Annotated in this window: 16 protein-coding genes; 6 read left to right on the top strand and 10 right to left on the bottom strand. The window is 54.4% G+C overall.

The window, feature by feature from the left end; all coding sequences use genetic code 11:
* Positions 1–302: 302 nt before the first annotated feature.
* Positions 303–1,325: a zinc-dependent alcohol dehydrogenase family protein gene (locus ALO80_RS28420; protein WP_055004962.1), complete on the bottom strand. Its 1,023-nt coding sequence runs from the start codon at positions 1,323–1,325 to the stop codon at positions 303–305.
* A gap of 310 nt (positions 1,326–1,635) precedes the next feature.
* Between ALO80_RS28420 and ALO80_RS28415 the strand changes: the two genes are divergently transcribed.
* A complete protein-coding gene (locus ALO80_RS28415) occupies positions 1,636–2,550 on the top strand; it encodes a LysR substrate-binding domain-containing protein (RefSeq protein ID WP_055011390.1) in 915 nt (304 codons plus the stop codon).
* 147 nt (positions 2,551–2,697) lie between these two features.
* Here the strand turns inward: ALO80_RS28415 and ALO80_RS28410 are convergent, their stop codons facing one another.
* Both ALO80_RS28410 and ALO80_RS28405 read right to left on the bottom strand, forming a co-directional pair.
* On the bottom strand, positions 2,698–4,542 hold the full coding sequence (locus tag ALO80_RS28410) for an AAA family ATPase (RefSeq protein ID WP_083493448.1): 1,845 nt from the start codon (positions 4,540–4,542) through the stop codon (positions 2,698–2,700).
* Positions 4,490–5,074, bottom strand: coding sequence for a nuclease-related domain-containing protein (locus ALO80_RS28405; RefSeq protein ID WP_055011388.1), 585 nt, complete (start codon positions 5,072–5,074; stop codon positions 4,490–4,492). The genes ALO80_RS28410 and ALO80_RS28405 overlap by 53 nt, the downstream gene beginning before the upstream one ends.
* Positions 5,075–5,397: 323 nt before the next feature.
* On the opposite strand from ALO80_RS28405, the gene ALO80_RS28400 reads away from it, so the two are divergent.
* The 4 genes from ALO80_RS28400 to ALO80_RS28385 all read left to right on the top strand — a co-directional run bounded on the left by ALO80_RS28400 (position 5,398) and on the right by ALO80_RS28385 (position 10,552).
* Entirely contained in the window at positions 5,398–6,159 is a 762-nt protein-coding gene (locus tag ALO80_RS28400; RefSeq protein WP_055011387.1) for an abortive infection family protein, read from the top strand.
* Between the two features lie 56 nt (positions 6,160–6,215).
* A complete protein-coding gene (locus ALO80_RS28395; protein ID WP_055011386.1) occupies positions 6,216–6,860 on the top strand; it encodes a DUF2026 family protein in 645 nt (214 codons plus the stop codon).
* A 301-nt stretch (positions 6,861–7,161) separates the two neighbouring features.
* Positions 7,162–7,839 (top strand): DUF5710 domain-containing protein, encoded by a 678-nt coding sequence (locus ALO80_RS28390; RefSeq protein WP_055011385.1) that lies wholly within the window; start codon positions 7,162–7,164, stop codon positions 7,837–7,839.
* Between the two features lie 91 nt (positions 7,840–7,930).
* Complete coding sequence (locus tag ALO80_RS28385; RefSeq protein WP_055011384.1) at positions 7,931–10,552, top strand: AAA family ATPase; 2,622 nt, start codon at positions 7,931–7,933, stop codon at positions 10,550–10,552.
* Positions 10,553–10,920: 368 nt separating this feature from the next.
* Here the strand turns inward: ALO80_RS28385 and ALO80_RS28380 are convergent, their stop codons facing one another.
* The 3 genes from ALO80_RS28380 to ALO80_RS28370 form a co-directional block, all read right to left on the bottom strand.
* A complete protein-coding gene (locus ALO80_RS28380; protein WP_235812515.1) occupies positions 10,921–11,757 on the bottom strand; it encodes an alpha/beta fold hydrolase in 837 nt (278 codons plus the stop codon).
* A gap of 67 nt (positions 11,758–11,824) precedes the next feature.
* The gene (locus ALO80_RS28375; protein WP_211372059.1) at positions 11,825–12,568 is read right to left on the bottom strand and encodes an alpha/beta fold hydrolase; all 744 of its coding nucleotides are present in this window, start codon (positions 12,566–12,568) and stop codon (positions 11,825–11,827) included.
* Positions 12,565–13,488, bottom strand: coding sequence for an alpha/beta fold hydrolase (locus ALO80_RS28370; RefSeq protein WP_055011382.1), 924 nt, complete (start codon positions 13,486–13,488; stop codon positions 12,565–12,567). The genes ALO80_RS28375 and ALO80_RS28370 overlap by 4 nt, the downstream gene beginning before the upstream one ends.
* A 112-nt stretch (positions 13,489–13,600) precedes the next feature.
* Between ALO80_RS28370 and ALO80_RS28365 the strand changes: the two genes are divergently transcribed.
* Entirely contained in the window at positions 13,601–14,557 is a 957-nt protein-coding gene (locus ALO80_RS28365) for an AraC family transcriptional regulator (RefSeq protein WP_055011381.1), read from the top strand.
* Here the strand turns inward: ALO80_RS28365 and tnpC are convergent.
* The 4 genes from tnpC to ALO80_RS28340 all read right to left on the bottom strand — a co-directional run bounded on the left by tnpC (position 14,547) and on the right by ALO80_RS28340 (position 18,812).
* On the bottom strand, positions 14,547–16,130 hold the full coding sequence (gene tnpC, locus ALO80_RS28360; RefSeq protein WP_055011380.1) for an IS66 family transposase: 1,584 nt from the start codon (positions 16,128–16,130) through the stop codon (positions 14,547–14,549). The two genes, ALO80_RS28365 and tnpC, sit on opposite strands and share 11 nt — an antisense overlap.
* A gap of 61 nt (positions 16,131–16,191) precedes the next feature.
* Positions 16,192–16,527 carry an IS66 family insertion sequence element accessory protein TnpB gene (tnpB, locus tag ALO80_RS32165; RefSeq protein ID WP_055011379.1) on the bottom strand — a complete coding sequence of 112 codons (336 nt, stop codon included), beginning with the start codon at positions 16,525–16,527 and terminating at the stop codon, positions 16,192–16,194.
* Positions 16,524–16,847: an IS66-like element accessory protein TnpA gene (tnpA, locus tag ALO80_RS28350; protein WP_055011378.1), complete on the bottom strand. Its 324-nt coding sequence runs from the start codon at positions 16,845–16,847 to the stop codon at positions 16,524–16,526. The genes tnpB and tnpA overlap by 4 nt, the downstream gene beginning before the upstream one ends.
* A 642-nt stretch (positions 16,848–17,489) precedes the next feature.
* Positions 17,490–18,812 (bottom strand): hypothetical protein, encoded by a 1,323-nt coding sequence (locus tag ALO80_RS28340; protein WP_055011376.1) that lies wholly within the window; start codon positions 18,810–18,812, stop codon positions 17,490–17,492.
* Between the last annotated feature and the right edge of the window lie 91 nt (positions 18,813–18,903).

Below are 18,903 nucleotides of genomic sequence, written 5' to 3'. Positions count from 1 at the left end.
CTTGCAGAGGCTGCCACTCTTTCCAGCCAGCCACGTTGTCGTCGAGACTCGTAGGAAAGGCCATCTACAGACAACGCGGGCTGACAGAACTTATAAACCCGAATAAACAGTTGCCCCTGAACTCACGCGCCCTGCAGCGGTTATCTTTTTAATATCCGTGTCACTATTATCCATTCTGTAGACGCCCGAGCGCTGCGTGATTGAGAACTGTTTAATAAGGGGCCGTTTTTTAAACCAGAATGCAAAAAGCCTTCCGTTCGGAAGGCTTTTTGCTGAAGGGCTCTGACTTGAAAATCGACGAATCAGAGCGCCTCGACTTCCAGCACCGCACGCCCGCCAATCGGGCAGACATCCATGTAACGGTGCGCCTGCACCACCTGCTCGAACGGGAAGCTGCGCGTCTGCAACGGCATCAGTACCTTGTCGGCGGTCATTTGATTGATCTGCTGCAAGGCGCGTTGCAGTGCGGCTTCATCCTGGGTAATGCCCAACTCGGGCTTGCCGGTGAAATTGCCCAGGCAGTGCACGTAGAACTGAATGTTCTTCTGGAACGCGGCACATGCCGGAAACGGCGTCTGATTGCCGCCCTGCAGGCCGTACAGCACCAGGCTGCCGCGAGGCGCAAGCACATCGCCCATGATCGACATTTGTGGACCGCCGAGGCCGTCAAAAACGGCGTCGACACCACGATTTTCGGTGTATTTGTTGATCGCCATCAACAAGTCCTGCTCTTCCGTCACCACGACCTTGTCTGCGCCAAGCGACAACAGATACTCACGTGCGTCTTCGGTCTTGGTTGCGGCAATCACCCGGACACCCAGCGCCTTGCCCAACTGTACGAACGAAGGGCCGGAACAGTGGCTGGCATCGGTCACCAGTACGGTCTGCCCGGCCTTGATACGCGCCAGATCCACATAGGCAAAGTACGCCACCAGATACGGTGTGTAATGTACGCTGGCCTCGACCGGCGAAAGCACATCCGGATAGCGCGTCAGTGCACGCCGCGGCAGTACGATGGTTTCGCCGTAGACCGGGTGCTGGTTGGCATCGGCTGCCGGGAAGCTGGCGACCTTGTCGCCCACTTGCAGATCATCGACCCCATCGCCCAGCGCTGTGACCACGCCAGCCATCTCATAACCCAGACCGGCAGGCAGCCGGGCCTGAGTAGACGCGAGATTTTGTCGCCAGAGAACGTCGTACCAGCTGACACCGATGGCCTGGACGCGCACCTGCACCTCGCCGGTGACAGGCGACGCGACAGGATGCTCTTCGAGCTTGAGCACCTCGGCCGGGCCAAACTGGTGAAAACGGATCGTGCGGGACATTTAGAACCTCGCCTGGTAAACCTTGATGCCACAAACTTTATCCGGGCATTGCCGGGAACACTATCGGTGGCTATTGATAGTCGACATGCCTGTCATCGATTGTGTCCTGTGAGCTGCATGTCGCAGCCAGACAGCGTCTGGACGCCAGTATGCGTAATGGCCGCCATTGTTCGCATGTCGACGAGACATTGCAAGCCATGTGGACATTCCGTGCCCTTGCCATTAATTTTCCCTGCGCCCGACCCGCATTTGCTCGTACTATCGCACCCTGCTCACGTCCTCAACCGACAAATGGCCCGAGATATTCCGCATGAATCGTAACGACCTGCGTCGCGTCGACCTCAATCTGCTCATCGTTTTCGAGACCCTGATGCATGAGCGCAGCGTTACACGTGCAGCGGAAAAGCTGTTTTTGGGTCAGCCGGCAATCAGCGCCGCGCTGTCGCGACTGCGCGGCCTGTTCGATGACCCGCTGTTCGTGCGTACCGGTCGCAGCATGGAGCCCACGGCCCGGGCCACGGAAATCTTCGCCCTGCTCTCCCCGGCACTCGACTCCATCTCGACAGCGGTCAGCCGTGCTTCAGAGTTCGACCCGGCCACCAGCACCTCGGTGTTTCGCATCGGCCTTTCGGACGACGTCGAGTTTGCCTTGCTGCCGACCCTGCTCAAACGGTTACGATCCGAAGCACCGGGGATTGTGCTAGTGGTGAGACGGGTCAATTACATCCTCATGCCACCATTACTGGCCTCGGGTGAGATTTCGGTGGGTGTCAGCTACACTCAGGACCTGCCCGCGAACGCCAAGCGCAAGATACTACGCAGGAGCAAGCCGCAACTGTTGCGGGCCGACTCGATACCCGGCCCGCTCAGCCTGGACGACTTCTGTGCACGCCCGCACGCGCTGGTTTCCTTCGCCGGCGACCTGAGCGGGTTCATTGACGAACACCTGGAAAAACTGGACCGCAAACGCCACGTCGTCCTCGCCGTGCCACAGTTCAACGGCCTGGCCACGCTGCTGACCGGCACCGACATCATCGCCACCGTGCCTGACTATGCTGCGCAGGTACTGACGGCAGCCGGAGGCGTTCGCTCTGAAGACCTGCCGATTGAAACCCGCACGTTCGAGCTGCACATGGCCTGGCGCGGGGCTCAGGACAATGACCCGGGGGAGCGTTGGTTGAGGTCGCGGATCCAGATGTTTTTTGGGGATCCTGAGAGTCTTTAGGTTTCGCTGGGCGGGCTGTTTATCTGATCATTTTTGGCTTTTCATAGGCCATGGAGATCCATTCACTTCCAGTGGATTGCTACATTGGGGGCATATTTGAGGGCATGCTTTGGATGGTTTGAAAAGGATGCCACCACCTTTACGAGGCTATTGAGAATCGGTAAGCCGGTACTTTCCGGCCTCAATCTTCACCATGAGCTTCTGCCCACAGAGACTGCCTATCGCGCGGCCCGCAGGGCTCTCGATGGAGTCATCTAGGTCACTGGTTACCAACCCATCCCGCAACCATTGCACTACCTCGGATTTGGTGGCAACGGTCGCATCATTGCGCATCCGAAACTCGACGATCGTAGTGGCGAGGAATAGGACAGGGACTTCGCTGATCCCATGCACTGGGTCATTAGAGCGCGGAAATTGAAAATTGCCGACCAGCGCGGCCACCTTGATTAAAGACTGCCCGCGCCTCATTGATCGCGCAGTACCCAATTCAACCGCCTGCTGGGCGACCTCAAAAACCTTGGCCTCGTCCAATGGCTCCGCGAGGCAAGTCAGACATGCGCCGTACATGTTATGCGGTGTCATCGTATTGCATTCGGTGCAGGGCTTGAGATAGCCCTCTGTCAGTTCATTACGCACAACGTCGATTCCAGCTATGGGAAGACCTGTCGATAGCGATATCCACCAGCCCCAAAGCTGAACTCCGCGATTGCTCCACCTGGAGCCGCCTTCATATACCCACCGCCTCCATCGGCTTGCGTAAACAAATCCTTCGCCGAAGATTTCGTGTCTTCCGTACAAGTCGGCGTATTTTCGCATTCTGTTTACGATAAATCGTGGGGCCGGAGCAAGGGCATCCTGATCGAGCACTGATTTACGATCAATATTCTCCAAGCCTTTGCGCAGGAAATCTGATTTTACGCTGCTCTGACCCACAAGCAGTTCGATAGGTACGATGATATAGGCACGAGTGGTAGCTCGCCCGAGAGCGCAAGCCAACGTGATGTCATCCATTTCGAAGCCTGCTACGACGATGACGACTGGCGCCTCCATACCGCGATACGCCGAGATCGTGGAGCGTGGAACTTTGATCTCCTCAAGCGACGAGAAGAACTGACTTAGCACGATCAAGTCCTCGTTCATCACACCTGATTTAGCAAGGCTCGCCATCATGGTCTGGATTGTCTTAGAGACATCCCAGCTAATGCTTCTGGACAAGTCCTCCACGGAGATCGGCCGAGGGCAATTCACCTCATGTCGTGGCGGTAGCATCTCCATCATCGTCTGAGTGATGCCTCCGGGATTCCGGTAGACCGTTGCCAAATAGAAGAATCGCTCGCCATAGGTATCCTCCAGAAATCGATAGGAGCTGCCTTTTTCGATCCCGGGTAGGACCTGGAGCTCATCAGCAAAAACGAACTTGCGTGCGTTGGCGAAATGGTCGCGCAGCGCCAAGTGATCGGCCTCATTGAGCGCCTGGGCCTCATCGACGATCAACGCCGCATACTGTTGATCTACCGATCCATGCAGGGCTAGGTGATGCTCGTCATAGTTGGGCTCGCCGGAGCTGTTTTCCCTGTTTCGCTTGCCCTGGGACTCGCAGTAGGAATGAAAGGTTTGAACAGTCACCGCCCGGCCAAACTGGCTCAATTGAGCGGCCACCTTATGCGTAATCTGGCGGTTCTTCAGAAGGAACAGTACCTTGAGGTCCCGAGCGACAAACTGCTCAGCAAGAGAACGCGCTATCAACGTCTTGCCGCTGCCCGAAAACCCCGCGATCAACCTTTGATCAGAGTCGACGCACAATGCCACCTGATTCGCCTGCTTTTTGTCTAATTGAAGCCACAACTCGCTGTCCGCAACGATTTTCCGGCCAAGAGCCCCTTCCCGTAATTCCCGCGGCCAGACGGAGTCGAGAAATTGTTTGATTTCATGGCTGAAATTATCCTTGATGTCGTAGTTCAGTGCGGACTTCCAGTGCGCCATCAATTGCATGATGCGAAGGCATTTCCTGACGGTGCTTTTGGAGGATTAGAATACCGTCGGGCAACTGCCGGTCGAGCGGCACGTATGCACTGGCGATTTGCGAGCTTTCCAGATCGAAGTCTGGAAAATGCACTGCATAACCGACTGGGCACTTCATCTGCCACGATTGCAACATATCGACGAGGACGAAAGCGTTGTCCTTGACCTGATTCAGAGGATCCATTTCATAACCGTCACGTTCGTGAATGAATCGAACGCCCGACGGCTGATACAAACCTGACTTCGTCTCTATGCAAAGCATACCCAGCTCCGCATGTAAGATTACGAAGTCCACCTCGCCAGACAAGTGCCTTCTCTCTAAGGAAACTCGCAGGTAGTCCTGCAGATCCTGCGAGTACACCCGCTTTGTCCGGCCGCGTAGCCAAGGTAGCGAATGGATGACGACAAACCCATCGTCAAGTGCCGCTAGTTCCTGAAAAAGCGTAAATTCGCCTTTGCTGCGGAATTCCGCATGATCGAGTGCTGGAAAGAATTTGGCCATTTATGGAAGAAACGCTATGTCAGTTGGGGCATAGTAAGGCACTGGGTGCACCCGTGTCCTCTCATCCACCAACCTATCAATGGTACCGCTCCGATCAGACCAGACCGGGCGGAAATAACGGAATCGATAGTCACGTTGTACCCTACCCACCTTGGAGTTCATCGTTCGGGAACTGGATTCGCTACCGAGCACGTTGGCGACTGCTTGCAAATCGATGAGTCACTATCAAGGCTGGAACAGGTGGAGAAATCGAGCCTGCACCAATCGCAGGCTTTCGGTCAGTGGCCCCACAGCACTGCGGACATAGTGAAAAGGATTTTCGTATGAATGAGTATTTGCTCCATGACCCATCTTGGAATGGCCCCCTGATCGTCGCCGTACAGCGAGCGATCACCGAGACGTTCTCCAAATCCGATTGGAATGAGGTTGGGTACCTCACAGGCCTGCACGCCTACATCACCGGCCACAAGCGGCTTTTGCGGAGCCTCGACTGGGGAGACCCGGATTACACTGACTGCGTGTTTGAAGTGATCACCCGTTTACAGCATCACAACGGCCAGGCACTGGCGCTACTGATTGAGCATCCGAAGGTACTGCCCCTTTTAGAAATATCCGTGCCGAGCCATCTCCATCAATTAGGAATCAGCGTCGGTCACGTCCGAGCAGTTGCGCCCTCGTTAAGAGCTTCTGAGGTTGTACGGCGGGCGCTTACGGACGCTGATCAACTCATCGAGACGAATGGTGCACAGAGCGCCGTGGATCGCCTCCATACCGCAATGCACGGCTACCTGAAGGCCGAATGTGCAGCGGCCAGCATTGCAATTCCCCCCGATGCAACCCTGACCCAGGCTTTCAAAGCACTCCGCACTAATCACCCGGCATTGACTAATTTGGGTGCTTATACGACAGATGTTGCCAAAGTACTTCAGTCATTCGCCTCTGTTCTGGATGCACTGAACACCGTCCGCAACCACGGAAGCGTCGCTCATCCAAACGAACACCTCATTGAGGCGCCAGAAGCCTTCCTGTTCGTCAATGCGGTCAGAACGCTTTTTCATTACCTGAACAACAAGCTTGGACACTGATTCTGTGCACCGGTGGAAGCCGGAGGACCGGGCCACCCTCATTGAAAAGGACAACCATGAGCAAGAAATCGCCTGAGCTAATAACGCTCCTCGACTATTTGCGGATTCATCGTGTCATCCGCAGCGTGCTGGACTCGTGTCAGGCCGACACTGCTCACGCCTGCTGGTACTTCAGCATGGCGGGCGCTGCAATTCTCCGTCAGCACTATAGGAGGGAGGCTCACCCCCTCGCGGGCGCAATGTGTCTGATGACAGATGTCGAAGACTCGAAGGTCATGTGCTTCGCAACAATTGAAGATGGCGAAGCCCATAGCAGCCCCAGCGCCTTCCACGCGATGGTTGCGTGCGACGGCTGTCTAATCGACTTTATGAGCCCGATTTTTCCTGAGACGGCTAAATCTTCTCACCACGCATTCACCCCACCAGCCAAGTCCTTTCAGCGAAAATTCGACACCATGAATCCATTCCCCATGCAGCTCGAACAGGCTGGTGATTTTTTCTTTGATCCGAATCCAGTGCTGACCGACAACCTTGGGCGGAAAGTTCTGGAAAGCCGATTTCTCGGCGACGTGATAAAGGGATGCTGTGACTGGTACAGGCGCCCCCCGAAAACAATCCCCCTGACCATCACGGTGGGTGATGAAAAAGGCCAGATGACCACCGTGAAGCTCAAGGATGTGTCAGTAGTCGGTTCTTGGTAAGCAAAACAGGGTTGGGGCCATTCGCAAGGTGGTCTGCCCCTGAGAGGACCCCACTCCTCCCACACTGGCCTGGCGACTTTCCGCGTAGCGGGCTACGCGTACAGCCTGATTGAAGACCTAACCATCGAGCGCAGTTATGGATCAGCCTCTGACCAAGACATACCAGAGGGCTATTGCAGCACATCCCTCCATCAGCCTGCTTTGTCGCTCGTTTTCTAGAATTCTGGGGTCCCCAACAAGGCCAGAAGGCTCTAGCATGGGATCCTGCGCTTACTGATGACCAATACGTACGGATACAGAAATGGCAAGGATTGATCTGAAAGTCCCCTTCGCAGAGAAAGATGAAGCAAAATCACTCGGTGCCAAGTGGGACCCGAGCCTGAAGACTTGTTACATCCCCGAGGGTGTCGGCATCGGCCCCTTGGCTCAATGGCTGCCGGCAACAGAGCACGCGGACCTGGAGCATGGACCAGAATTTTGCGTGAGAGCGCCTTACTACTACGTCATGGAGTCGGTGTCCGACTGCTGGGGCTGCTCCAATTTGACCCGCGTGTTCTCATTCAAGCTGCCCGAGCAACACGAAGAATTCGAATACTACGAGGATGAGGACGAAGATTTTGCGCTCACAAGCAACCTCGGCGAATGGAAGTGCCATGGGTATCGCGGAACGGTCTCCAACGTCGACAGCCTTTCCCCCTTGGTCACGAAGCAGATCCATCACTTCACCAACAAGTTCAAGCAGGCCTACAGCAAAACGGCAGACAGCCGTTACCTGATGAATCACTGCGAAAACTGCGGAGCGAAGCTCGGCGATTTCTTCATGCACAGCGAACCTGGTGGAGCTTTCTTCCCGACCTCACCACAAGAAGCTAAGCGGATGACTCTCATCAGAATCAACGAGCAGTTCGACGCCAACTGCAGCGTCGGCTTTGCATCCGAAGATTTTTTCGACTGGATGCAGGTTCGCGAGCAACCCTAATTACCCTATCCAATCCCGGACTGCCCGAGGACCTCACGCGCCTCAGGCCCACCTGCGGTATTGAGTAAAATCAGTAGAAGGCGCTGCATCGATGGCAAGGATGATTCCTGAACGCAGACCTTGCGACACTAACAGCAAGGGTGAACGAGATCTCTACACCAGCTTCAAGACGGAGCTACCGGACGACTACGTTGTCATCCATAGCCTTCCTTGGCTCTGCTCCGCAGTGAACAAGGTTGACCCTCAAGCAAAGCCGACCGGAGAGATCGATTTTTTGATCGTCCATCCGGAAAAAGGGCTGCTCGTGCTTGAAGTGAAGAGCGGCGAATACGGCGTTAGGAACAACCGGTTTGTCCACCTCCACAAGCATTACACCATCGACCCCATCGGCCAGACCCGCAACAACGCCCACGGAATCGCCAGGTGGTTGGGGGCCGATCCATCACTTCGGTTCCGGATCGGCTACGGATTTATTTTTCCCGAATCCGATTTTGCAGGGAAGGCGACCACGCCAGGAATGTACGACACGACTTCCACTCCCCCACAGCCGCTCTACATCGACTATCGAGAGATGCCGAACGTTACGCAACGTGTCGTCAAATTGATGGACTACTGGAAAACCACCTTGGGAAATTTCGACTTAGGCGAAGCCCGCGTCGCTCGCGTCGTTGAATTTCTCACCCCAGAAATCGACGGCAGGCGTGGCTGGGCCAGTCGCATCTTCTTCGACAACAAGCTCTGGCTCCAACTGACAGCGGAACAGAACACGATAGTCACGAGGGTACTAAAGAACAAGACCTCGCTTGTGACCGGATGGCCAGGAACCGGCAAAACGCTGATCGTGATCGAAACCGCTAGGAGACTGGCCGCTCAGAAAAAGAAAGTGCTGGTGGTCTCGTTCAACAACAAGCTCACGGAGTACGTCCGCACCCAGCTCGCTGACTCGAAAAACTGCGAAGTGGTGACCTGGCACGGCCTATGTGGGCAGGCGCGCAACGCCCTGGGCCGCGCAAGTGAAGCAGGAAAGGAGGATGAGTGGTACAGGCAACAATGCGCACTCGATCTGAAAGACGCCATTGATCAAGGGCGCATAGCCGATTACAGCGCCTTGCTTGTCGACGAGTCCCAAGCGCTCACCCCCTCTTGGTGCGAAACTCTAATCAGCTGGTTCCATAACAAGCCCAAAGCGTTCTTCTGCGACGAAACGCAGGTATTCCCGTACGAACGCGGGAATATCTCCCTTAAGGGCCTTACCGAGCTGCTTGGCGTAGATCCATTTCCACTAACCATCATCCTGCGAATGCCAAAGGCCGTCACAAGCATACTCGAAGAGGTCATGCCCCCTAAACTTCAACATTCGACCCCAAGGACATTGGAGTATGAGACAGCCGTAGAAATAATTAGCGCAAATCCATGCAAGGAAGCTTCTGATATTAGACAAAAACTCATTGACAGCGGAGTTTTACCTGAAGATATCGTAATTTTGATCGCCAGATTTATATCAAGACAATACATCGACTACTTGATAAAAGAGTGTCCACGTTGCGAAACGATTGCGAAATTTCGGGGATTGGAGGCACCTGTCATTTTGATCCTTGGCGCGGAGCTGCTCGATACCGCTGAGCTATTTAGCGCGTACTCTCGGGCAACTTCAAAATGTATAGCTATTTACAATGCTGCTAGTCGTACCTGGTCAGGAAAGGAAGCATTTAGGTCCAGACTTAAGAGCCTCCCCAACCACCAAGCGACCTTGCAGGATGAAAAAAACAAGCTGCGTATCGATAACATAGTAGCTCGCTCCACAAAAAGAACACCGCTAAATCTCGCTAGCCTTAACATTTCCTCGGCCGAATCTTGGCGAGCCTGGCTGATAGAAGCAGACGAAGATCAGTCACTGGTGAAAATGTGGATCGCTTATCTGGCGCACAAGCTACCTCAGCCCATATTTTTTTGGCCGAAAAACTCAACTTATAGTTTCCATTTGGCCAAGATCAATCCGTCATCGCCAGATTCTGCTGACTCCCCGGACTCGTACTCTTCGCAGAGATTAATATTCTATGCATGCAAAAAGTGTAGCGACCTAACACCACACACTGAGACCGTCAAAACTATATGTAAGCTGTGTGAAACAGAGGCAGACAGAACGCCCTATCCAGACAAATCCATCATAGATGAAGTCCTCTTGATGGATGGAGTGGTGTCCGGTGAGCTGTCTAAAGATCGTATTCGTGAGCTGCAACCGAACCTGTCATTGAACATTGCCGCAGCCGCCTCGCTATTCCGTGCGGAACAAAACAAGATGCGCTCAAATGTACTCAAAGTCCAACTACCCGAAGGGCGAAGATTCTATTTGATTGCGTTTATTTTCGCTCAGGTAAGAATTGCCACTTTCAAACCCAAAGCGGTCATGGACGTGAATGCACTCGCGGATGAAATCCATGGTCGGTTCAACAGACTGACATTCATTTCTTCAGTCGAGTGGAGAAAGATTTTCGCTAACGCGATGGGTACTTTCTACTCGAAAGGCTACACGAAAAAGATCAGCAAAGGCTTCTATTCCCCTGTAGAAGACGACCAGGCGCCTGTGCCAAAAAGGTTTAGGTTCGACGGGAACGACGAGGCGAGTGAGAATGGCGAGATCAATGAAGAAAGCCAAGGCAGTGAAAGTAATCACCTCGAAGCAGCGCCAGAGAGCGTTGTAGAACAACGCTAGGCCCGCCAAGAGTAAGCGTCGGCCCAACTCACCTTGCGTAAGTCAGGCCGGCATCCACTGATGCGGTAGCAGCTGCCCTATCCCCGCAGATGCATGCAGTCACGTGAAATCTGAGTTTTAAGTTTCTGCGCCTAACAAAAATTCAATCTCTTGCGCGTACTTTTTTGCAGTGAAAACCGAAGCCGACCTTTTCAATTGAATCACCCCAAGCTGTCGGTGGGGACGAGCAAAAGTCGGCTAGAAGCAGACTCTCAACGTATGCGGACGGTTAACACACCTTGCATATTTAGCGGTTTATCTATTAAGCACGGCCTCGGAGCGCGTGTGGCAGTCTGTAGGTAGCACCGAGACCCCTATGCTGGGCAGAATTAGATTTCATTCCGGGCAAGGAATGGCTTTAGTGCCGCCAAAACTTCCGCTGGAGTGTCTTCTGGCTGCAAATGCCCACCGCAGGTGGAGGTACCACTGACGTCGGTTGCCCAGCGTCGCCAGATATCGGCGGGCGTAGCTCGGCCAATCGTGTGTTCTGCGTCGGGCCACAGTACCAGCACTGGACACTGCATTTTCCTACCTGCCGCAAAGTCTGCGGCATCTTGCGCCAGGTCTTCATCCATCGCTGCTCGATAGTCTTCAAGTATGGCGTGACGAACTGAGGATTTTCGGAATGCTGCTCTATAGGCATCCATTACCGTCACCTCAATGAAATCTCGCCCCTCTGTCATTTTCTCCAAAGCAGAATTAACGAAGGCGTCCGGGTCAACTGCAAGTAAGCGTTCCGGCAGATCGGCCTTTTGGGCAAATAAAAACCAGTGGAAAGCCTTGGTCGCAGAGCGGAAGTCTATGGATGCCATTGCGTCCAAAGTGGGTACAACCGTGAGGGAAGCGAAGGCAGTAGCTAACTCAGGGTGGTCTAGCGCCAAGCGATACCCAGCCCGAGCCCCCCGATCATGGCCAACCACTGCGAGTCGCCTGTAGCCCAGCACTTCCATAAGTGCTACCAGCGCATCACCAACACGTCGTTTTGTCCATCTAGGTGTCGACTCTAGAGGCTGACTTGAGCCATACCCCGGAAGATCCGGGATAATCACGGTGTGATTCTTCGCCAACTCAGGTGCAATCCGCCTCCAAGCGATATGAGTCTGCGGATATCCATGAAGCAGCAGAACTGGTGGGCCTTCACCACCAATCGCTCCAGCAAACTCCACGCCACCGGCATTTATATGGAGGGGCCGGAACCCAGGAAAGAACGGTGCAGATGTTTTGCTCGTTAGATTAGGCACCCGTCACCTCACTATAACGGCCATCTTTCGCGGCAAGCTCAAGAACATCGGCGGTCTCCTGAGGCATATCCACCATTACGTCATGCCCACAAGCAAGTGAGTAGGTTCGCCAACCGCTGTCTTCACGAAGCCGGTCATAAATAGGCCTGAAAGGCCCATTCCATCCCGCTGCAAATACATACAGGCGATTCGTTATCTCCAGATGGCGACCGGTCAAATGCAACCGTTCTGCCCAGGTCGCCAGTGATCCAGGCGTGCATCGTGAGTCGACCCAAGCCTGATCGTCCTGGTTAACCCCAAACACCACTGATGGTAGCGGCGGCACCGCATGTCCACCGTTTGACTGGGCCATTTCTATATAAGCAGCGGTAGCAGCTGGCGAATCCATGTCGAACATGGATTGATTGTCTTCGCCGATAAACGCATCCAGGTAGACAAGTGACCTGATTTTTTCAGGCAGAGCATCAGCTACTGCTGTAATGATCATGCCGCCGTAGGAATGGCCTACCAGAACGATATCGTCCAACCCTTCGAAGTCGATCACATTGAGAATGTCACGCACATGGGTGGAAGCGTTCACAGTTGCCGATGCGAGGTGAGATCGCTCCCCTAGGCCAGTGAGCGTAGGTGTGAACACTTCGTAACCCTTGGTGCGCAGTATCCGAGCGACTCGGGAATAGCACCAGCCACCATGCCAGGCGCCGTGAACCAGTAAGAAGGTCGGCATGCTGATCATTTACGCTTATTTGCCGCAGTGGTAGCCGACTCCATGAACTTCGCCAGGTCGTGATTGAAGCGCGCAGCTTCTTCCAGGAATGGGGCATGACCTGAGTTCTCATATATCGTCGTTTGGATATGAGCATTCAGCTGTTTGGCGCGGGCTATGCTGGGCTGCACCTGGACAAGCTCATCCTTTGCGCCATAAAGCATCAAGACAGGCACGCGCGCCTTCGGCAACCCCTCAGCGACAGAGACAGTCATTGAGGGTGTGGCGCGGGTCATCGTCCAAGAAGCCATGGAGGCGTTCGATAACAGCAGGTCGGATGTCGCTACGTCTGGTTGGGTATGGAAGCAGAGCGCAAGGAAAGTACGTACAGCTCCCAGATGGGTCTTCAGATCGTCAGACGCCAGGCCGGCATACACACTGGGGTGGGAAGTAATCAGCGCAGCGTTAAGTTCGATTACACCGTCGACATACATGACGCCACCGATACCAGCGTCACCATAAGCGGCAAGGTAATTGGACATCACCGCGCCCCCCAATGACCAGCCGACCAATACCGGATGGTTGCTGCCCGTTGCCTTGATCACCGCATTCAAATCATCGGCATACCGGCGCCCGTCGGTGTATGCATCCACATTTGTGGGCATATCGGAGAGGCCATGGCCGCGCAGGTCATAGGTAACCATCCGGAAGCGTTGAAGCTCGGGACTGCTCGTCTGCCTTTCCCAATTTAGCCGACTACCGAGCAAGCCATGAATGAAGATAACAGTGGGGCCGTTGGGGTTTCCTGATTCCTGCACCGCGAGTTTGACCCCATCCGGTGCCGTCACTGTGTAGTTCTTGTCTGCCGCCATCGTAATTGACGAGAGGCCTGCTAACAACGCGACAAGCCAAGCGCGACGTAACAGCCGGGTAAGAGGATAGAGATTCATGATTGCTTCCAGACTCAAGGGTTGATACGAGAAGTCTAGATAGGTGGTGCAGGACGGTCTATGATCCAAGAGGTTAATCTAATGATCATTCGTCCAGCAGCCGTGGTTTTCTATGCAAACTTCCTCCAACGAGCTGATCAGCGAATTGCTAATTGGCATGCGTCTCTACGGTGTTCAATTTCGCAGAATAGAAATCCCTGATGCTTTAGGGGTTGGGTTCAGCAACGAAATAGGACGAGCACAGTTTCATTTCGTCGCACGTGGGCCAGTCTGGCTACGCGGCCCGAGCGCGTATCTGCATCGGCTAGATACGGGGGATGCGGTTCTCATCCCCCGTGGAGGGCCCCATGTGATGGTGTCCGCTGAAGACACGCTTAGTTCAGATGTAAAGCCGCTTGTCTTGGACGCTGCGATTGAGGAAAAACGCCGCGAACAAGTCTCCGTCGATGAGAAGAGTTCACAGCAAGATGTAGTTATTTTCAGCTGCTGCATGGAGCTGGAGCTTGGCGGGATGCAGCCTCTCGTCGCTGCGATGCCGGAGGTTTTGCTGGTGAGCACGCTTCTTGAAAGATCACCCGAGATCCGCCCCTTGCTTGACGCAATGGAGCGGGAATCGCTGACACTTCAACCTGGGCACATCGGCATTTTGGCGCGCCTCGCCGAAGTGGTTGCCGCGCTCATCGTACGAAGCTGGGTGGCAGACGGATGCGGTAGCGCCACGGGTTGGTTGAGCGCGCTACAAGATCCCCAACTGGGCAGGGCGATTCTCATGATGCATCAGCATCCCGGTAAAAATTGGACAGTGGCAACGCTTGCGAACGAAGCTAATCAATCGCGCTCCGTTTTTGCGCAGCGTTTTCTTCTGGCGACAGGCGTTTCTCCACTTCGATATCTGACAGACTTGAGAATGCGTTTGGCTTTTCTTAGTTTGAGCCGAGAGAATCAACCTGTTGAAACCGTCGCCAGCCAACTGGGGTACGGCTCATTGGCCGCCTTTAGCCGTGCTTTCAAACGGTCGGTGGGTTTGTCTCCAGGTGTTGTCCGCGCGACGAACACCGTTACTGATTAACAAAAGGCAGAATATGTTGATTATCCTGACCCCACCTATGCGGCAACAACTGTTCGATTTCACTTGCCCGTTGCGTAGGTAGGCGCGTGAGAACGTCTTTCAGATAAGCGTACGGATCATGCCCATTCAGTCGCGCAGATTGGATCAAGCTCATGATCGCCGCAGCTCGTTTTCCGCTGCGTAGCGACCCGGCGAATAGCCAGTTCTTACGCCCAAGAGCCCACGGTCGGATCCGGTTCTCGGCCCAGTTGTTGTCAATGGGAACGGCGCCGTCATCAAGGTAGCGCGACAGCGCTGCCCAGCGTTTCAAGCTGTAATCCAGTGCCCTGCTGATAGCCGAACCTTCGGGCACAGCATCACGCTGGGCGATCATCCAAGCATGCAGTTTATCCATCACCGGTACGGCTTTTTCTTGCCGTATTCGGCGCCGTGAATCCGGTTCCAGGTCGCGGACTTCGCTCTCGATTTCGTACAGCAACTGGATGTAACGCAAAGCCTGCTCGGCGAGCTGGCTCTTGTTGGTGACATGCAATTCAAAGAACTTGCGCCGGGCATGGGCCATGCAGCCGATTTCGGTCACGCCGAGTTCGAAACTAGCTTTGTAACCGCCAAAATCGTCGCAGACCAGCTTGCCTTTCCACCCGTGCAGGAAGTTACGAGCATGCTCACCAGCGCGACTTGGGCTGAAGTCGTAGACAACCGCAGCTGTTTCGCAGAACTGGCTGGTGGCGTACGCCCAAACATAAGAACGGTGGGTTTTCTTCGAGCCCGGAGCGAGCATTTGTACCGGTGTTTCGTCCGCATGCACGACCTGTTGCCCGATCACCACGTCACGCAGGGCATCGACCAGGGGCTGCAACTGCACTCCTGTCATGCCAACCCACTGGGCCAATGTCGAACGCGGAATCGCGAAGCCTGCTCGACCGAAAATTGATTCCTGCCGGTAAAGCGGAAGATGATCAGCAAACTTCGCGATCATGACGTGGGCAAGTAACCCGGCAGTCGGGATGCCCTTATCGATAACGTGCGCAGGTACCGGCGCCTGGATCAGCGTCTCGCAGTCATCGCACACCCACTTGCCACGAATATGGCGCTCGACGGTAAACACGCCCGGTGTGTAGTCCAACTTCTCGCTGACATCCTCACCGATGCGCTTGAGGGCGCAACCGCATGGGCAGTGGGCATTGTCCGGTTCATGATGAATCAACGTGCGGGGAAACTCTGTCGGCAAGGCCGTACGCTTGGGCTTTTGCTTTTGCTTTTGCTCGATCGCAACTGGCGCTATTTGTAACGCTTGAAGCTCGGCCTCAATCGCTGCGATATCGGTATCGATCAGGTCATCGAGCAGGCTCGCCTGCTCAGGATTCATTTGCTCGCTGCGCTTGGCAAACTTCAAACGCTTAAGCTGTGCGATCTCGTGGGTCAGCTTTTCGATCAGTGTTTGATCGCGGCTGATCTTCTTGCTCATCGCTTCGACCGTCTGGCTCATGGTCTCGACTTGCGACAGCAATTGCGCAGCGAATGCACGCAGTTGATCGGGGGGCATTTGAGCGAGATCGGGCGAGGAAGTCATGGCGTGGATTTTACCAAAGCACGCCATCCACTACAGCAAGCCAAGGTATTAATTACGGGTTTTAAAGCAACGTAATTGCAGCGCTACCGCCAACACGTTGCCAAGGCAGACCGAGTCCCAAGGCCTGGAGCTGCTCGGTATCCAGCTGCACTTCGCGGCCTTGTCGAACGCCTGCCCAGTGGAATTTTCCTTGGTTCAATCGACGTGCCGCCAACCAGACTCCAATCCCATCGTGTACCAGCACTTTCATCCGAGTCGCGCGGCGATTGGCAAACAGATAAGCGCAGTGAGGCTTCGCCGCACCGAACACTGCGACCACCCTGGCCAGCGCCGTTTCAGTCCCAGCACGCATATCCATAGGCTCGGTGGCGAGCCAGATGGCATCAATGCGGATCATCGCAACAAGTCTTTAAGGAATGCGGCGCAGGCAGCAGCGCTATCAGCCGGCCAGTTCACTTTGACGGTGCCGCGCGGGTGCAGAATCTCAACACTGATATTTGCTGAGGATACTGGCGCCGTTTTTTGTATAGGCAGCGGGATGAAGGCGGGTTGAAGCTCCGTACTTTTCTGCGCTTGCACCCGAATCCATTTGTGGACTAGGTTTGCATTGAGGCTGTGGCTGAGGGCCACGCTGGCGATTGAAGCTCCGGGCTGGACACACTCATGAATGACGTGGGCTTTGAAGGAGTTGGAATACGAACGGCGTTTTGGCTGCATGAAATACCCGCTTAAAAGGCTCGAACTGGTGTCCACTTAAATTTAAGTGCACACCATGTACTAGCTTCTCGGGGTTGGGTAGACGACTTAGCCGGACGCATACCTCTCAACGCCAAAACTGTCTAATAAACTAGTGGCGATTCAAACTTCGAGTTAACGCAGGAGAAATCGCCAGCAAACTGGGCACTTCGAAGCGAACGCTTCATCGAATATTTGCTCAGAACGGACTTTCAAGCGGGCGCTATATTTTGGATAGACGTTCAAATAGCTGCAGGTCCCTCTCACCGAATTATCCTTGATGAAAGCTTTGAGGCCGTCATCTTCACCGCAGCGTAAGCACACAAACGTGTCCTCAACTCGCGAGAAACCTCGCTCCATGTCCTCTTCCATCATTCTCTTGACTCCGCCCATAGCACCGCCTCAAATGCATGCTCAAACATCTCAAAAGTACTGGATTGCGAACGGAGAAAGCCTGCCCCATCTCCACGACTGACGAGTGAGACACGCACCTCCAACTCACCGAAGATGATCTTCCAGCGCCACGGTGCTCGTGCGGCGGGCGCTCGAGGAGCCTACGAAGGCAATACCGTGCGTGACCGCCTGCAAGAGATCGAGAAAACCAAAGCGCAATGAGGGCGAGGTTCAATCGTTACGATCAAGCCTGGCTTTGAGCGACTCGAGCATGCGCGCTCTTTTTTCTGAATCTTCCAGCAGACGCCGGCGTGCAGCGGGCAAGGTACGCAGAAACTCCTTACCACGCGCCTTGATCTGCGAAGCGACATCATCATCGCCAAACAAAACCGAATGATATTCGAGCTTGCTCACAAAGCGCTGGGTTTCCTTGGACTCGACATCCGTTTGTGTGAGTTGCTTATCCAGTTGGCTCCAGAACTCATCCGTGTTGATCCACTGGCCCAACGCCCTGCATTCGGACTCGAGCCGGGCGTGATGCTGTTCGATTCCCATGATGAAGATCTTTTTGACCTTCTTTATTGTCGGCTGCCGCAACACATCCAGAAGACCATTCAGCGGAAGATCACTTCGCTTGGCAAGCACCAGAAGCAGGTCAAGATCAAGCATGAAGCTCACTGCGACCTCCCGATAGCTGGCGTACAGATCCCGACCATGGGCAATGCGATTGCGACGAATTGGCATGATGAAGAGGAGGTACTCCATGCCGATTAGATCGGTGTGCTTCTGAATCGTCTTGAGCAGTTGATTGAGAGCAGCTCTCTCACTCATCGACTCCTTCAAGCCAAGCGTCTGGCAGATGCCGTGAATGGTCCCCTCGATGAACGGCGGCAGGATGAACGACAACGAAATGTAATCACGTTCCTTGAAGCGCTCGACGATGTGCTCTACGAGATCGCCCTTGCCAGCAACATGAATGTCGTTACGGCCAGCCTCCAAGAACCTCGGAATGATGCTGTCCTCGATGTACCAATCGGCTACCTGGTAGTAGTCACCGCTCACCTCCCGGTCCTTGTAGTACGCCCGGATTTGGTCGATGTTTTCGTAGTACGCAGGTACAGGTAGCGACAGGAAGCGAAAATCCATTTCCTCCAGGAGATCGGGATCGAAGTTTCGGGTTTTCCGATTACGGAACCGATAGCTATAGGTGAGGGCATCATCGAGACTCGGCGGCCTCAAGCCCATGAGTGACCCGAGGCCAAACATCTTCTCTCCCTCAGGTCTCCATTGAATCGCAAGACAGAGCGAAGCGTTCTCGAGTTGAACCTTGATGTACTCGTCAATTTCGGCCGCCGCAGCCTCGTTCTTCTGGAGAAAGTACTCCAACGCACGTTTGCGATATCGCTGCTCTTGAGTACGACTATCGTCGTCCTCAGGAACAGCCGGAGCGTCGAGCTCGGCCTTTATCCGTCCAATCTGCTCGTTGATAGAGCTACGATCCTTCTCTATTTCTACGAGCAGTTTTGCTTTTACTTCGGCGGCTTCCTCGTGCACTTCAATGTCCTTGTGTAACGCCTTTTGAACGGTCGCCCACGAGTCGCCATGGCAGCCTTGGGGCTGAGTAGTATAAGGAAGTCCGAGACGC

The organism is Pseudomonas caricapapayae (genome assembly GCF_001400735.1).
GTDB lineage: Bacteria > Pseudomonadota > Gammaproteobacteria > Pseudomonadales > Pseudomonadaceae > Aquipseudomonas > Aquipseudomonas caricapapayae.
Note: the sequence above shows the minus strand (reverse complement) of the source record. Positions and strands in the feature narration are given on the sequence as shown.